The 14,902-nt window shown below is 69.6% G+C and carries 14 protein-coding genes; 6 read left to right on the top strand and 8 right to left on the bottom strand.

The window, feature by feature from the left end:
• Positions 1-42: 42 nt before the first annotated feature.
• From BCL67_RS10725 to BCL67_RS10695, 7 genes are all read right to left on the bottom strand, one after another.
• Complete coding sequence (locus BCL67_RS10725) at positions 43-1,110, bottom strand: phosphotransferase family protein (protein WP_106123434.1); 1,068 nt, start codon at positions 1,108-1,110, stop codon at positions 43-45.
• On the bottom strand, positions 1,107-2,300 hold the full coding sequence (locus BCL67_RS10720) for a phosphotransferase family protein (RefSeq protein ID WP_106123433.1): 1,194 nt from the start codon (positions 2,298-2,300) through the stop codon (positions 1,107-1,109). The genes BCL67_RS10725 and BCL67_RS10720 overlap by 4 nt, the downstream gene beginning before the upstream one ends.
• Positions 2,297-4,255 (bottom strand): ABC transporter ATP-binding protein, encoded by a 1,959-nt coding sequence (locus tag BCL67_RS10715; protein WP_106123432.1) that lies wholly within the window; start codon positions 4,253-4,255, stop codon positions 2,297-2,299. Before BCL67_RS10715 ends, BCL67_RS10720 begins: the two co-directional genes overlap by 4 nt.
• A complete protein-coding gene (locus tag BCL67_RS10710) occupies positions 4,252-5,547 on the bottom strand; it encodes a glycosyltransferase family 4 protein (RefSeq protein WP_106123431.1) in 1,296 nt (431 codons plus the stop codon). Before BCL67_RS10710 ends, BCL67_RS10715 begins: the two co-directional genes overlap by 4 nt.
• The gene (locus BCL67_RS10705; RefSeq protein WP_445641288.1) at positions 5,544-6,917 is read right to left on the bottom strand and encodes a glycosyltransferase; all 1,374 of its coding nucleotides are present in this window, start codon (positions 6,915-6,917) and stop codon (positions 5,544-5,546) included. Before BCL67_RS10705 ends, BCL67_RS10710 begins: the two co-directional genes overlap by 4 nt.
• Positions 6,918-7,011: 94 nt before the next feature.
• A complete protein-coding gene (locus BCL67_RS10700) occupies positions 7,012-8,376 on the bottom strand; it encodes a glycosyltransferase family protein (RefSeq protein WP_106123429.1) in 1,365 nt (454 codons plus the stop codon).
• Positions 8,377-8,498: 122 nt separating this feature from the next.
• On the bottom strand, positions 8,499-8,879 hold the full coding sequence (locus tag BCL67_RS10695) for a DUF1844 domain-containing protein (RefSeq protein WP_106123428.1): 381 nt from the start codon (positions 8,877-8,879) through the stop codon (positions 8,499-8,501).
• A gap of 135 nt (positions 8,880-9,014) precedes the next feature.
• Between BCL67_RS10695 and infC the strand changes: the two genes are divergently transcribed.
• The 5 genes from infC to BCL67_RS10670 all read left to right on the top strand — a co-directional run bounded on the left by infC (position 9,015) and on the right by BCL67_RS10670 (position 12,023).
• Positions 9,015-9,725: a translation initiation factor IF-3 gene (gene infC / locus BCL67_RS10690; RefSeq protein WP_106123497.1), complete on the top strand. Its 711-nt coding sequence runs from the start codon at positions 9,015-9,017 to the stop codon at positions 9,723-9,725.
• A gap of 257 nt (positions 9,726-9,982) precedes the next feature.
• Positions 9,983-10,177 (top strand): 50S ribosomal protein L35, encoded by a 195-nt coding sequence (gene rpmI / locus BCL67_RS10685; protein WP_106123427.1) that lies wholly within the window; start codon positions 9,983-9,985, stop codon positions 10,175-10,177.
• Positions 10,178-10,226: 49 nt separating this feature from the next.
• Positions 10,227-10,607, top strand: coding sequence for a 50S ribosomal protein L20 (rplT, locus tag BCL67_RS10680; protein WP_036474094.1), 381 nt, complete (start codon positions 10,227-10,229; stop codon positions 10,605-10,607).
• A 139-nt stretch (positions 10,608-10,746) separates the two neighbouring features.
• Positions 10,747-11,721, top strand: coding sequence for a TrmH family RNA methyltransferase (locus BCL67_RS10675; RefSeq protein ID WP_106123426.1), 975 nt, complete (start codon positions 10,747-10,749; stop codon positions 11,719-11,721).
• Complete coding sequence (locus BCL67_RS10670; RefSeq protein WP_106123425.1) at positions 11,718-12,023, top strand: RNHCP domain-containing protein; 306 nt, start codon at positions 11,718-11,720, stop codon at positions 12,021-12,023. The genes BCL67_RS10675 and BCL67_RS10670 overlap by 4 nt, the downstream gene beginning before the upstream one ends.
• A 53-nt stretch (positions 12,024-12,076) precedes the next feature.
• On the opposite strand, the gene BCL67_RS10665 is transcribed toward BCL67_RS10670, so the two are convergent.
• Positions 12,077-12,685, bottom strand: coding sequence for a DNA-3-methyladenine glycosylase I (locus BCL67_RS10665; protein ID WP_106123496.1), 609 nt, complete (start codon positions 12,683-12,685; stop codon positions 12,077-12,079).
• 93 nt (positions 12,686-12,778) lie between these two features.
• On the opposite strand from BCL67_RS10665, the gene BCL67_RS10660 reads away from it, so the two are divergent.
• On the top strand, positions 12,779-14,857 hold the full coding sequence (locus BCL67_RS10660) for a S9 family peptidase (protein ID WP_106123424.1): 2,079 nt from the start codon (positions 12,779-12,781) through the stop codon (positions 14,855-14,857).
• The last annotated feature ends 45 nt before the right edge of the window (positions 14,858-14,902 follow it).

The raw sequence follows: 14,902 nt of genomic DNA, 5'->3' as shown, positions 1-14,902 counted from the left end.
TCCCGGGCGTGAGTCTCCGGTGAGACCAGGATGAGAAGATTCTCATCGTTCTGCGGAGCTGACCGTCCCCGCCCGCAGTCGCGCCGCCACATCCCGATAGCCCGGGCGCACCGCGTAGACACAGCCCAGCCGCAGCTCCGCGGCGCGTTCATAGATCGCGAGTGTGCGAGTCGGCACGTGGAGTCGCGCCGCGGCGACGTCGACTGCCTGCGTCACGGTGCGGGCCTCCGCGGGTCCCCATAGTCCCTGCAGTCGGCGCAGCCGTGCATGTGCGCGCAGGTTGCCGAGATCCAACGCCGGGTCGGCCACGCAGGCGGTGTCCACGTCGAGCAGACCAGGACCGGCCTGAGGGCTCCACAACAGCTGCTTGTCATGGAGGTCCCGGTGGGCTGGTCGCAGCGGCACCTCGGGCAGCTGCCCCAAGCTGGTCGCGACGTCGTCCACCAGCCGGTGCAGCCGCTCCGCCGGGTCCAGATAGGGTGCGACCAGGCTGGCCCAGCGGCGGAGCACCTGGCCCTCCACCTCAGCGGTGTGTCGCAGCTGCGATGGACGAGTGCCTGGGGTGTGGTTCCTGGAATCCTGCCTGCTCGAGCTGGAGCCTGCGGTGCTCGCCGCCTCGGCCCAGGCACTGAGCACCTCGGTCCAGGCGAGATCCCAGTGCGGTGCCGACAGCAGCGAGGGGTCGTGCAGGCTGGCACCGTGCAGCTCCGCGAAGGTCACGGAAGAGTCGTCCTGGGCGAGCACCTCGGGGGTGCGGAAGAAGTCCGTGAAGGCTGCCGCGCGGCGGACGCCGTCGAGGATTCCCGAGGCCCGGCCGCGGCGCACCACCTTGATGAACTCCTCGTCTCGGCGGACGACGGCCCGCTTCCCAGGTCGGTGTGAGACGACGGTGCCGGTCGCGGCGAGACGCTCCAGGGCCGGAATCCGGGAGTCGCTGCCGAGAGGCTGCAGCTGAGCGCCGTTGTGGTCCCAGTGACCTGCGATCCGTTGGCCGGCGTCCTGGCACTCGATCGCCAGGCGGGCTTCGTCCGGCACCGGCCACGCCCGGGTGACCTGGAGCGTGCGGCCCGAGCGGGTGATCGTCTCTGGCGGCAGGGTCGGCGTCGTCATCGGTCCAGCGCCTCCTCGGCGAGGGTCAAGGTTCGTTGAAGCAGCTCGGGCCAGTCTGGGAGTCGGAGCCGGAACGCATCCGGTGCGGCGCTCAGCTGAGCGAACGCCTCCCAGACCGAGGCCCGTGCCAGTTCGACGGCGCTTCGGGTGATGTAGCCCGCCCAGAAGTCCTCGATCAGACCGTCGAGCTCCAGGCGTCGGCAGGCCGCCGCCCAGCTGCCGAGATCACGCATCGGGTCGCCGGCTCCGGCTCGATCGAAGTCGATGAGTCGGATCTTGTGGCTGCCGGGGGTCGCGAGGACCACCTGGTCGGGGGAGAGGTCACCGTGGAGCTCCGTGATGACGCCGGGCCCGAGGGCGGAGAACCTCTCCTCGATCCGCTGCGTGAGTCGGTGTGCCTGCGGCCCCAACCAGGGTGCGATCGACGCGACCGCGGCGGCTGCCGATTCGGTGTGAACCGGGAGCGGAGCTCGGTGTGTGCTCATGGTCATCTGGTGCAGCGTGCCCAGGGCGGCCCCGGCCGTCAAGGCGGCGGGTCCGTGCGGATGGCTGGCCAGGTCGGCCCATCCCCAGAGCGGTGCACCCACTGCCGTGCCGCGACCGCCCAGCGGGGTGCTGCGCACCAGCGGCAGCCCCATGCTCCGCCACCGCTGCGCGGTCTCCAACGCGGTGTGGGTGGTCCGCGGGGAGGCGACTCGGATGATCTTCGCACCGTGTTCACCGTCCACTGGCGGCACCACGGCGACGACTCGTCGGCGCGGATTGTGCCGCAGCACCGTCCAGGGCTGGTCCGTGCCGGCTCGCCGGGTGAGCGCACTGCGAGCCGCACCGAGATCCTTCGCCAGGACCGGATCCGCCCAGATGCTGCCGCTGAACAGATAGTGCCGGTTCTCGCTGTGCACCCGGAACGGCATGGTCCCTGCCAGGCTGTTGTCCTGGGCGCGGTGCCGAGCTTTGGAGAGCTTGTCCGCATCCAGCGTCAGCATCGCCCAGCCCGGTTCGGCGTCGGTGGTGGTGAAGGCCGCGACCACGGAATGTCCGGGCTTGATCCGGACCCGTGAGATCTGCGCCTGCCGGCCGAGCAGAGCGGAGAGCTCCGCGGAGTCCAGCAGCGTGCGCGCACCGGGAAGATCCGCCGCCCGCGCGGCGACCTCGTCGGCCTCGGTCCACGGTGGGGGGAGCTGGTTCATCGACTCACCCGCTCGGTCCGGTCCACCGAGGTCGACGCCGGCACCGCGACGGGTGACGCGGCGACCATCGTCTGGAGTCCCAGAGGGACGGTGGCGGCCGGCTCCGCGGTGTCCGGCTGATCCTCGGATTCGGAATCGGTCGCCCCGCGCTGGCTGGCCGCCCACCTGGCCAGCTGCGAGTCGGGGTCAGCCAGCAGCTCCGCGGGCGTTCCGTCCTCGCGGATGCCACCGTCCTCGAGCCACAGCACGCGATCCAGGCCTTGGATCATGCTGAGGTCATGGGTGATCGCCACCGTGGTGCGTCCGCGGGTCAGTTCACGGATCGAGCTCTCCACCACTCCCCGGGACGCTGGGTCCAGGCCGGTGGTCGGCTCATCCAACAAGATGATCGGTGCATCGCGGACCAGCGCGCGAGCGATCGCCACGCGTTGGCGCTGGCCGCCGGAGAGCGTGTCACCGCGATTGCCCAGCTCGGTCTCGTACCCCTCGGGCAGCGTCATGATGAAGTCGTGCGCGCCCGCCTGCCGCGCCGCCTCCTCGACCTCTGCGTCGGAGGCGCCCTGTCGGCCATAGCGGATGTTCTCCCGCACCGAGGTGCTGAACAGCACCGACTCCTGGAGCAGGACCGCGATGTTGCCGCGGAGGTCAGCCCGGGTCACGTTGCGCGCTGAATAGCCGTCCACCAGCACCGAGCCGGAGTCCGGATCGGCGAGCCGCAGCAGGTATCCGGCCAGAGTCGACTTTCCCGCACCCGAGGGACCCAGCAGACCCACCCGCTGACCGGCGGGGATGTTCAGATTCAGGTTCTCGAACAACGGGGTGCCGCGGTGGTCCTTGGCGCTGAGGTTCCAGAAGGTCAGTTCGCCGGTGACGCGTCCCAGCGGGAAGGGATGCGCCGGGTCCTGGATCTCGATCTCTTCGTCGAGCAGGTCCGCGATGCGTTCCCCGGAAGCGGTGGCGCGCGCGATCCGCCCGGTGTACTTCGCCATATCGCGCAGCGGCTTCATCGCGATCTTCAGGTACATCAGGAAGAGCACCATGTCTCCGGGGGTCATGGATCCCTGGAGGACCTGCCACCCTCCGAGGCCCAGGACCACGGCGGTGGAGATTCCCACCAGCAGATCCGTGGACCGCTCCAGCTGCGCGGCGAGCCGGCGGGCCTTGATGCCGGCCTTCAGCGCCTTCGCATTCCCGGCGGCGAACCCCGAGGCGACCCTCTCCTCGAGGCCGTAGGACTGCACCACGCGGATCGCGCCCAGGGCCTCGGCCGCGTCCCCGACGAGTCGGCCCTCGCCCTTGCGGGTGGAGCGGGAGGCGGAGGTGATCTTGGGGCTCAGCACCCGGCTGAACAGCAGATACCCGGCGCCGGTGAGCAGCACGATGATCGCGAGCAGCGGGTTCAGGATCAGCACCACGATCAGCAGGGTCACCAGGGTCAGCAGGTTGCCGACCATCGGGAGCCCGGCGGTGACGGCGACCTCCTGAAGCCGGCCCATGTCCCCGACCAGGCGCTGCGAGGTGTCACCGATGGAGGCTTTGGAATGGTAGCGCAGCGAGAGCGCCTGGATGTGGTCGAAGACCCGGGTGCGCAGCCGCGCAGCCACCTTCACGCCGGTCTTCGCGAAGGCGATGGTGGAGGCGTAGCTGCAGAAGGCGCGTCCTCCGACGATCAGTGCCAGCGCGAACGCCCAGAACACGAGCATCCCCTCGACATTGTGACTGGAGTCGATGGTCTCGTTGATCTGGGCGCCGAGCGCCTCGGTGACCGCGTCCACCGCGAACTTCACCGGCCAGGGTTCGAGCACGCGGAACGCGACGTCGCCCAACAGCGCCAACAGCCCCACAACGATCAGCAGCTTGTGCTCCCCGAGATGGGGCAGGACCATGCGCAGGGTGCGCCGCAGCCCCTGGCGGTGCAGAGCCCGTGAGGATCTGGCCTCGGCCCGGCGGGTCATCGCAGGGCCTCCGTCGGGACTGGGATCTGGGCGAGCACGCCCTGAGCGCGCATCACCCAGCTGTGCTCGCGCTCGACGAGCCTGCGGCCGGCAGCGCCCATCTGGGCCCGTCGCGCCGGGTCTGCGATCAGTCGGTCCAGCGCGCGGGCCAGGGCCTCCGGGTCACCGGGCGGCAGCGTGATCCCGGCAGGCATTCCCTCTGCCGAGCCGTCCGCCGCACGGTCTCCATCGAACAGCTGGGGCAGCTCGCCGAGCGCCGAGGCGATCACCGGGAGCCCGGCCGCGAAGTATTCGTAGACCTTCAGCGGGGAGAAGTAGTGCTCAGACTCGTCGCTGGGAGCCGGGTAGGGCGCCGTCGCGATGTCCAGGCCGGCCAGCAGCTGCGGCACCTGCGCCGGCGAGACCGGGCCGGTGAACTCGACGCGCTCGCCGATGCCCAGCTCGGCGGCAAGGGACTCCAGCCGGCGCCGCTCGGGACCGCCGCCGATGATCCTCAGCCTTGGCCTGGCGTCCTGGGTCGCGATCCGGGCGAAGGCCCGCAGCAGGAGGTCGGTGCCGTGCCAGGGCTTCAGGGTGCCCAGGAAGCCGATGGTCACGGCATCCTGCAGCCGGGCAGCGGCATCTGTGCGCTGCTGGTCTGTGCGGTGCTGCTCTGTGGCCTGCTGGTCTGGGTGCCGCGGGGTGAACCGGGTGGGATCAACCCCGTTGGGCGTCACCCGCACCCGCGGGGTTCGGCCAGCGGCGGTGACGTCCTCGGCGAGCAGCCGGCGCGTCCAGTCCGCCACGGGCTCGGACACGCAGGACAGCAGGTCAGCCTGGGTGAAGCTCTCTCGGGTCGTGCGCTCGGCGGTGGGCTCGTCGTGGAGGCTGCGGTGCACCTTCTGTTCGCGCAGCAGCGGGGCATTGACCTCGATCACCAGGGGGACGCCGCTGGACCGCCGAGCGGTCACGCCTGCGGTGGAGAACAGCGAGTAGCGCTCGTAGAGCAGGTCGAAACCGCCTGCCACGGCCAGTTCGGCCATTCTCGCGGCGACGCGGACGACGGCGGCCTCACGTTCAGCAGCACCCTTGACCCCGGAGACCGGGACCACGAACACCGGCAGGTCCGTGAGGTCTGCAGGCACCGAGACCGTGGTGGGGTCCTCATGCTTGTCTCCACGCTTGGTGCAGAACACCGTGACCTCATGGCCCAGCGCCCGGAAGGCGCGGATCATCTCCTGTGCATGCACGCTCGCTCCCTTGGACCCGAAGATGCCGATCCCCGGGTCGGGGAGCAGATATCCGATTCTCATACCGACTCCTGCAGTGTGCTGGGCTGTCTCTGGACTGTGACGGGCTGGACTGTGACGGGCTGAGCTGGGACCGTCCGGTGTGTGACCGGCCGCCCCGGAGCGGCAGCTGGATCCACCAGGTTCGGCCCCGCCGCGAGCCGGTCCTGAGCGGCCGGTGAATCCGGGTCCGCGACCAGCGACTGCAGTCGTCGGGCCTGGGCCGCGGAGTCGAAGCTTCGCTCGATCATGGTGCGTGCAGCGTCGAGCATGTGCAGGTGCTGCGGCTCGTGGGTGATCGCCTCGGTGACGGCTGCGGTGAGGGCATCGAGGTCACCGGAGGGCACGAGCCATCCGGTCTCACCGCTGCGCACCACCTCACCCACCGCCGTCACCTCGGCCGCCACGCACCGGATGCCGCGCGCCATGGCCTCGAGCAGCACGGTGGGCAGGCCGTCGGCGTTGCCGTCGGCACCGACCACGAAGGGGGCCACGAAGACGTCGTGGGAACCGAGCAGCTCACCCACCTCCTGCTGGGTGCACGGTCCCAGCAGCCGCACCGAGGAGCCGAGGCCGGCGTCGTCGATCTGGCGCTGGAGCTGCTCCTTGAGCGGCCCGTCACCGGCGATGTCGGCCTGCACGTCGAAGCCTGCATCGCGCAGCCGCGCCACCGCGGCGATGAGCAGGTGGAATCCCTTCTTCTCCACCAGTCGCCCGACCCCCAGCAGTCGCGCTGGACGCAGGGTGCCGCCCGGGTGGTTCCCGGCGTGGGGCTCCGGTGCGGCGTCGAGGTGCGGAGCGAACGGGAAGCGGGAGAGTTCCAGGCCGTTGCGCACCAGGTGCAGCCGGGTCGTCGCGGCTGGGAACCTGGTGCGGAGATCGTCGAGGTTGTAGCCGGAGATCGTGATCGCATGATGGGCATCGGCGAGCTTGGTTTCGAGCTCAGCCTCGTCCACGTCTTCGTGGAAGATGTCCTTGGCATGAGCCGTGAACGAATACGGCAGCCCGCCGATGCACCCGGCCAGCCGGGCCACTGTGGTGGCGATCGAGGCGAAGTGCGCGTGGAGATGCGTGACCCCGGCCTCCTGAGCGGCGCGGGCCAGCGCGATGGCCTGCGCGGCATCGTCGGGTCCGGCGGCCAGCAGATCCGGGAGGCAGCGGCGCATCCCCTCGAGCAGGGTGGGGGACTCGGCGGTCCGGCCCAGTTCACCCCACAGCCGGCTGGGGGAGGAGGGACGCGGGACATGGATCACCGGAGCCTTCACCCGGGCAAGCTCAGGGTGGAAGCGGGCATCGGTGCTCGGGCGGAGCGAGAAGATCACCAGCTGTTCCCCGGCGGCCTCCCGAGCCAGGAGCTCCGAGACGATGAAGGTCTCCGAGAAGCGCGGATACATCTTCAACACGTAGCCCACCACCGGAGCGATCGCGGACTCGCCGCGCCCTCCGGTGCTGAGCGTGTCGATCTCGAGACCGTCCTGGGCGGTGTTCTCACCGGACATGGGAATCAAACCTCGTTTCAGCGGCGGGGGCAGACAGGGGGGTTGCGGCGCAGCGAGCCGCGGCGTGGGCGACATGCGCCGGAGGGTACGGAGCGGGGACCGGCACTGGAGCTTCTGCGGGACGGGGCGCGGCACGGAGCACGCCGGGAGTCGGCCGAACAGCCGTCGTCCGGGGCAGCGCAGCAGGCCGCAGAGCGAGCTCCGCGGCCGCCAGCGCGCCGATCCTGCTGAGACCGTCCAGATCCACCGCGCCGCGGTCACAGCGCCGGACCACGGCCTCGGCGAGCCACCGGCTCAGTGCCTCCGCGCTGAGCTCCTCCAGCGCCAGGGTGTCGACCGCGCCCACGGCGGCCAGCGCCCGGGCCCGCCGGGGCTGCTCGGCCCGACGGGCGGCGCGCGGGACCAGCAGCGCCGGCGTGGTGGTGGCCATGATCTCGGCGGTGGAGTTGTACCCGGCCATGGAGACGACGGCGGCCGCCTCGCGGACCAGTGCCGGGACATGCGGCGCCAGCCGGGTGACCTGGATGCGAGCCGCGTCGGGGGAGGCCTCGACCGTGCGCTGGACCCGGGCGTGGTCCGGCAGCGGCATCTGCGGTCCGGTGAGGATGATGTGTCGATGCCCGGCCGGGACGCGGGCCTGTGCGGCGGCCAGGGCCAGCCGGCCGCCGTCGGATCCTCCGCCGACCATCGAGAGCACGTAGGGCTTCGGGGCGCGGACGCTGGAGCCAGAGACCTCGTCCACGGGTCGCCCGTGGCTGAGGTAGCCGGTGAACCGAGTGCGGGTGGCCAGCGGCTGCGGGATCTCCCCGCTGCTGATCGGGTTGTAGACCGACGGATCGCCGTACACCCAGACCGCGTGGTAGAACTTCGCGGCGGCCGCCGCCCCGCCGATCCGGGCCCACTCAGCGCGCGTCGCCTCCGGGGAGTCGAGCACCTCGCGCAGGCCCAGCACGCAGCGGGTGCCCTGGGAACGCAGCCACACCAGCGAGTCCAGCAGCTCCTCACCGACCCCGAAGGGGTGGCGGTCAGCGATGAAGAGGTCCGGGGACATCGCCTTGATCGCGGCGGCGGCGGTGGAGCGGCGCAGCGCGGAGAGCCGCTCGTTGCTCACATCGAGACTGCGAGAGGCATACCCCTCAGCGGTGCGGGTGAACCCCGGGAGGACCAGCCAGTCCCAGCCTTCGGGCAGCGAGTCGGCCGTGGCGTCGGGGTGTCCGGCGATCAGCAGGCCGCGCACCGGCTGTCCCGTGAGTCGCGGCAGGTCTGCCGCCAAGGCGTGGGCCAGAGCCCGGTTGCGGCGGGCGTGGCCCAGGCCGACCGAGTCGTGCGAGTAGAGGACTACGGTGATGCTCATGGGAGACCACTCTGGTCAGTCCAGGTGAAGCAACGATGAGAGCCGGATGAGAGTCTCTTCCGAGTTCTCTCATCCGGCTCTCATCTGGTTCTCATAAAGGCCTCAGTGCCTCATGGAAGAGGTCAGTTGACCGGGCCGGTCCACTTCTCGCCGGGACCCTTGCCTGGTGCATCTGGGACGGTGGACTCTTCCCGGAAGGCCAGCTGCAGCGAACGCAGCCCGTCACGCAGCGGCGCGGCGTGGGTCGAGCCGACCTCGGGTGCGGCTGCAGTGATCAGACCGGCAAGCGCCGTGATCAGCTTGCGAGCCTCATCGAGGTCCTTGAGCTCCTCCGCCTGGGGGTCATCCGCCAGGCCGGTCTTGACGGCTGCGGCACTCATCAGGTGCACCGCGACGGTGTTGATCAGCTCCACCGCGGGCACCTCGGAGATGTCGCGGGACCGCTGATTGACGGCCTGGGCGACATCGGAATTTTCGGCGTGGTTATTCTGCTCACTCTGCATGCTGGTAAGCTTGTCACAGTCTCATCGACCGCGCTAAACGCGCTCAACACGGCGATATCTGCCCAGTTGCGCACAGTGCGCGGACTGACCGATGACTCCCCATTCACCGAATTCCTCACAACAGGAGCTAGACAGATCAGCGAACCACGCATCAACGAACGCATCCGCGTACCAGAAGTCCGCCTTGTCGGCCCCCAGGGGGAGCAGGTGGGCGTCGTGCGGATCGAAGACGCCCTGCGTCTCGCCACGGAGTCCGATCTGGATCTGGTTGAGGTCGCGCCCCAGGCCAAACCTCCCGTCTGCAAGCTGATGGATTTCGGCAAGTACAAGTACGAAGCAGCGGTCAAGGCCCGTGAGTCACGGAAGAACCAGAGCACCACGGTGCTCAAGGAGGTCCGCTTCCGACTCAAGATCGATGACCACGACTACAACACCAAGGTCGGGCATGCCCGCCGCTTCCTGGAAGCCGGTGACAAGGTCAAGGCCATGATCCAGTTCCGCGGTCGCGAGCAGCAGCGCCCCGAGATGGGCGTTCGCCTCTTGCAGCGCTTCTCCCAGGACGTCGCCGATCTCGGCGCCGTGGAATCCTCCCCGCGCCAGGACGGCCGCCACATGGTGATGGTCATCGGTCCGCTCAAGACCAAGGCTGAGGCCAAGGCAGCGGCGAAGAACCAGGCCAAGAAGGAGGAGCCCTCCGAGGCTGACGCCACGGCCGAGGCTCCCAAGGTGAAGAACGAGCGCCGCTCGCGGAAGAACGCGGAGCGCCTGCCCACGGAGAAGAAGGATGCGACGCCGCTCTCGAACTCCATGGCCGATTATCTGCCGGATGAGCTGAAGAACCTCTAGAGGGCTTCTCTCCTCACGGTGAACCCGCGCACCACTCTCATGACGTAGACTGGTGCGCTGGTTTGTGTGTCAGCTCCGCAAGGCGCTGTCACCACCACCCAAAAAGGGGTCCGAAGCGTGGACCGCGTCGCTGCGCAAGCAGCCTCGACCACGCTGCGACGACCCACCTCTGCGCCGCCGCGTCAGTGGATGAGCTTCGGCTCGCTGCTGGAGAGCACAGGCGTTGCAGGTCCGAACGACATAAGGAGAACGGCACCATGCCGAAGATGAAGACCCACAGCGGGGCCAAGAAGCGGTTCAAGCTGACCGGTTCTGGCAAGCTCAAGCGCCAGCAGGCCAACCGTCGCCACTACCTGGAGCACAAGTCTTCACGCCTGAAGCGCCGCCTGGCCAGTGACCAGCTCGTCACCAAGGCTGACGAGAAGCGCATCAAGCGGATGCTGGGCATCTGAGCCTCAGCACGTTCATCACCGAAGACTTTAAGACTCAAGGAGATATCACGTGGCACGTGTGAAGAGGGCCGTCAATGGCCATAAGAAGCGCCGCAAGGTCCTGGACAGGGCCTCCGGCTACCGCGGACAGCGCTCACGCCTTTACCGCAAGGCAAAAGAGCAGCTGCTGCACTCGTACGTCTATAACTACCAGCACCGCAAGAAGCGCAAGGGTGACTTCCGTCGCCTGTGGATCCAGCGCATCAACGCTGCCTCCCGCTCGCACGGCATGACCTACAACCGCTTCATCCAGGGCCTGAAGGCCGCTGGCGTCGAGGTTGATCGCCGCATGCTGGCCGAACTGGCCGTCTACGACGCCAACTCGTTCGGCGTTCTGGTCGAGACCGCCCGCAAGGCGCTCCCGCAGGACGTCAACGCCGCTCGAGTCTGACTCGATCCGTGTGGCTGAAGGCGCCGTCTCCTCACCGGGAGGCGGCGCCTTCTGCATGCCAGCACCACATCGAGACAGCGCCACCTCCGCAGCACCCCTCGAAGCATGAGCAGTCCCCACAGCAGGAGAAGAGAGAACCATGTCCCAGCAGATCGACCCCGAGCTCGTCGACAACCCGAAGTCTGATCGCGTCCGTCGCGTGGCGGCTCTCGCCGGCCGGTCCGCGCGGCAGAAGCAGGGACTCTTCCTGGCTGAGGGGCCCCAGCCGGTCCGCGAAGCACTCATTATCTGGCTGCGCCAGTGGGAGCAGGAGCTGGGCCCGCAGCCCTTCCCGGAGCTGGACGCGCTCTTCTTCGATCCCGCCGCGCTTCAGCGTCACCCCGATGTGCTCGCGCTGCTGGACCGGATGCGCGGTGTGCTCTTCAACCCCGAGACCCAGCTCCCCTCGAACGCCCGGCCCTTCCTGCGCGAGGCCACCCCGGAGGCGCTGCGCGCCATGGGCGACGCCGAGACCTCCCAGGGCATGCTCGCCGTCTGCCGCATCCCGTCGGTCAGCACCGCACGGGAAGCGCTGGACGCCCAGCTCGAGAAGGTCGCCGCGGGCACCGGACAGGTCGCGGCGATGCTGCGGCTGCAGGATCCCGGCAATGCCGGCACGATCATCCGCACCGCAGATGCGGCCGGCGCCGGCGCCGTGGTGCTCTCGGCAGGGACCGTCGATCCCTGGAGCCCCAAGGTCGTCCGATCTGCCGCCGGCTCGCACTTCCACGTGCCGATCTTCACCGGCATCGACGCCGCAGATCTGACCGAGGCGGCCCGCGCCAAGGGCTTCCAGGTGCTCGCCGCCGACGGACGGGGCGAGACCCAGCTCCCCGAGCTGGCCACGCCCGCAGCTCCCACGCTCTGGCTGTTCGGCCACGAGGCCCACGGACTGACCCACGCCGAGCGTGAGCTGGCCGATCAGCGCGTGGCGATCCCGCTCTTCGGGGCCGCCGAGTCCTTGAACGTGGCCACTGCCGCCACGGTGTGCATGTACTCCACCGCGATGGCTCAGCACGCGCTGCCCGCCGAGGCGTCGACGTCCGACGCCGGACCGAGCGCGCCGACGGCATGAGCAGGGAGGCCGAGAACACCGGCTTCGACTGCATCCACTGCGGGCAGCTCATCCCCAGGCAGCTCGGCGGCAGCTATCGGAACCACTGCCCACGCTGCCTGTACTCCCGGCACGTGGACATCACCCCCGGGGATCGCGCCGCCGACTGCGGGGCCGCGATGGAACCGGTGGGGGTGGACCACACCGGCAAGAAGGGCTTCCTGCTGCTGCACCGCTGCACGCGGTGCGGGCAGGTGGACCGGAACCGGCTCGCCCCGGACGACGACATGGACCGCGTCATCGAGCTCCAGCGCCCGCGCTGAATCACCAGCGGCTCTGAATCACCAGCGGCTCTCGCTCACCAGCGGACCCGGGCTCAGCCGGGCTGGTTGCTGAACGACACCCCGGAGGCGCCCCGGCGGTAGGAGCCGAGAAGGTGCGTGTCCACCATCCCGATGGCCTCCATCAGCGCGAAGGCGGTGGTGGGCCCGACGAACCGAAAGCCCTCGGCCTTCAGCCGCTTCGCCAGCGCCTCGGACTCCGCCGATCTGGTGGGCACCTCGTCCATGGTCGTCGGCACAGGAGTCTGCTCGGGCTTGAACGACCAGATCAGCGCCGAGAGGCCACCGTGATCCCGCAGCGCAAGGGTCGCCCGCGCGTTGCCGATCGTCGCGCTGATCTTGCCGCGATGCCGGATGATCCCGGCGTCACCGAGCAGCCTCTGGACATCGGCCTCGGCGAACTCCGCGACCAGCTCAGGATCGAAGCCCGCGAAGGCCGCCCGGAAGTTCTCCCGCTTGGACAGGATCGTGGACCAGGAGAGTCCGGACTGGAACCCTTCCAGGCTGAGCCGCTCGAAGAGCCCTCGCTCCTCGCGGATCGGCATGCCCCACTCGGTGTCGTAGTAGCGGCGCATCATCTCGCTGCCCAGCGCCCAGGGGGTGCGGGCCAGTCCGTCGTCGCCGGTCACGGGCCCGGTCGCCATCTCAGAGGTCACGCACACCAGGGTATCGCTGTCCACCACGCCGGTAGTTGCACAATGCAACCATGTGGCCGTGGAGGCTGGTAGAACAAGGTCATGACACAGCAGAGTTCGCGCATCTTCTCCGATCTGGACCACTACGTCGCCCACCCCCGGCTCAGCGGCCTGACGCTCAGCCCCGACGGGTCACGCCTGGTCACCACGGTCTCCACGGTCAATACGGCCGGAGACGGCTACAGCGGCGCCCTCTGGGAGATCGACCCCAGCGGCAGCCGTGCCGCGCGGCGTCTCACCCGCAGCGCCAAGGGTGAAGCGGCTCCAGGCTTCTCCGCCTCGGGCGATCTCTACTTCACCTCAGTCCGCCCGGGGGAGACCGCAGCGGAGAAGGGCTCCGCGCTCTACAAGCTCCCCGCCGACGGCGGCGAATCGGTGCTGATCCATCGCCGACCGGGCGGCGTGAGCCAGCCCCACTGCGCCCAGCGGTCCGAGGTGGTCCTGGTCAGCGCGCCGCTGCTCCCGGGCGCCCACACCGAGGAGGAGCACAAGCAGCTGCACACCCAGCGCGAGGAGGCCTCCGTCAAGGCCATCCTGCACACCGGCTACCCGGTGCGCTTCTGGGACCACGACCTCGGTCCGGCCCGCCCGAGCCTGTTCGCCCTGGAGTCCGCACCCGAGTCCGACGACGACGGCGCACCCGTCACGGGGGATTCCGAGCAGGCCACCCTGCGCCAGCTCACCGAGGGCCTCGGCGCGCGCTTCGGCGGCGAGGTGCAGCTCAGCCCCGATGGCACGACCGCGCTGATCAGCGTGATCGTGCCCGAGGCGGGGGCCGATCAGCGCACCGCTCTGGCCGTGGTCGACGTGTCCAACGGGGAGCGCCGGATCATCGCCGATCAGCCCGGATACACCTTCAGCACCGGGGTGATCAGTCCGGATGGCCGGATCGCCGCCGTCGTGCGCTCTGCACAGCCGACTCCGCAGCGGGCCCCGCAGCCACAGCTGCATCTGCTGGACCTGCACACAGGTGCGCTGACCCGGCTCGCCGAGGCCGCCGACCTGTGGCTCAGCCCCGCCGCCTGGCTGCCGGACGGCTCCGGGCTGCTCGCGCTGGCCGATCAGGGCGGACGCGGTCCGGTCTTCCGCGTGGACGCCTCGACCGGAGCGGTGCAGCAGGTCACCACCGAGGACGCGACCTACTCCGCCGTCGTCGTGCACCCTGAGGGCGGCACCGCCTACGGGGTGCGTTCGAGCTACGCCCACCCCGAAGAGGTCGTCTCGATCGATCTCGCCACCGGGGAGACCGCCCGGCTGCAGAACCCGCATGTGCGTCCAGCGCTGCCCGGGCGCCTGACCGAGGTCACCGCCGCCGGGGCCGACGGGGCGCCGGTGCGCGCCTGGCTCGCGCTTCCCGCCGAGGCCTCCGCGCAGCAGCCGGCGCCGCTGCTGCTATGGATCCACGGCGGACCGTTGAACTCCTGGAACGCCTGGACCTGGCGCTGGAACCCCTGGCTGATGGTGGAACAGGGCTATGCGGTGCTGCTGCCGGATCCGGCGCTGTCCACCGGCTACGGCCAGGACTTCGTCCAGCGCGGCTGGAACTCCTGGGGCGGACACCCCTTCACCGATCTGATGGCGATCACCGACGTCACTGAGGCCCGCGAGGACATCGACCCCACTCGCACCGCGGCGCTGGGCGGCTCCTTCGGCGGGTACATGGCGAACTGGATCGCCGGGCAGACGGACCGGTTCTCCGCGATCGTCACCCACGCCTCGCTGTGGGCGCTGGACCAGTTCGGGCCCACCACGGACATGGCCTCCTACTGGCGCAACGAGCTCGACGAGCGGATGGCGGCCGAGCACTCGCCGCATCTGCACGTGGAGAAGATCGTGACCCCGATGCTGGTCATCCACGGCGACAAGGACTACCGGGTGCCGATCGGGGAAGGTCTGCGGCTCTGGTACGAGCTGCTGGCGAAGTCCGGGCTGCCGGCCGACGAGGACGGGAAGACCGCGCACCGGTTCCTCTACTTCCCGGACGAGAACCACTGGGTGCTCAGCCCGGCGCACGCGAAGATCTGGTACCAGGTGGTCTCCGGATTCCTCGCCGAGCACCTGCTCGGAGAAGAAGCCGTGCCGCCGGCGGAGCTGGGGCTCACGGTCCCTGAAGCAGGCTGATCGCAGCGGGCTGACTGCAGCTGACGACCGGCTGGCCGCAGCTCG

The organism is Nesterenkonia sandarakina (genome assembly GCF_003003175.1).
GTDB classification, from domain to species: domain Bacteria; phylum Actinomycetota; class Actinomycetes; order Actinomycetales; family Micrococcaceae; genus Nesterenkonia; species Nesterenkonia sandarakina_A.
The sequence above is the reverse complement of the archived record's forward strand: the minus strand, read 5'-3'. Positions and strand labels throughout refer to the sequence as shown.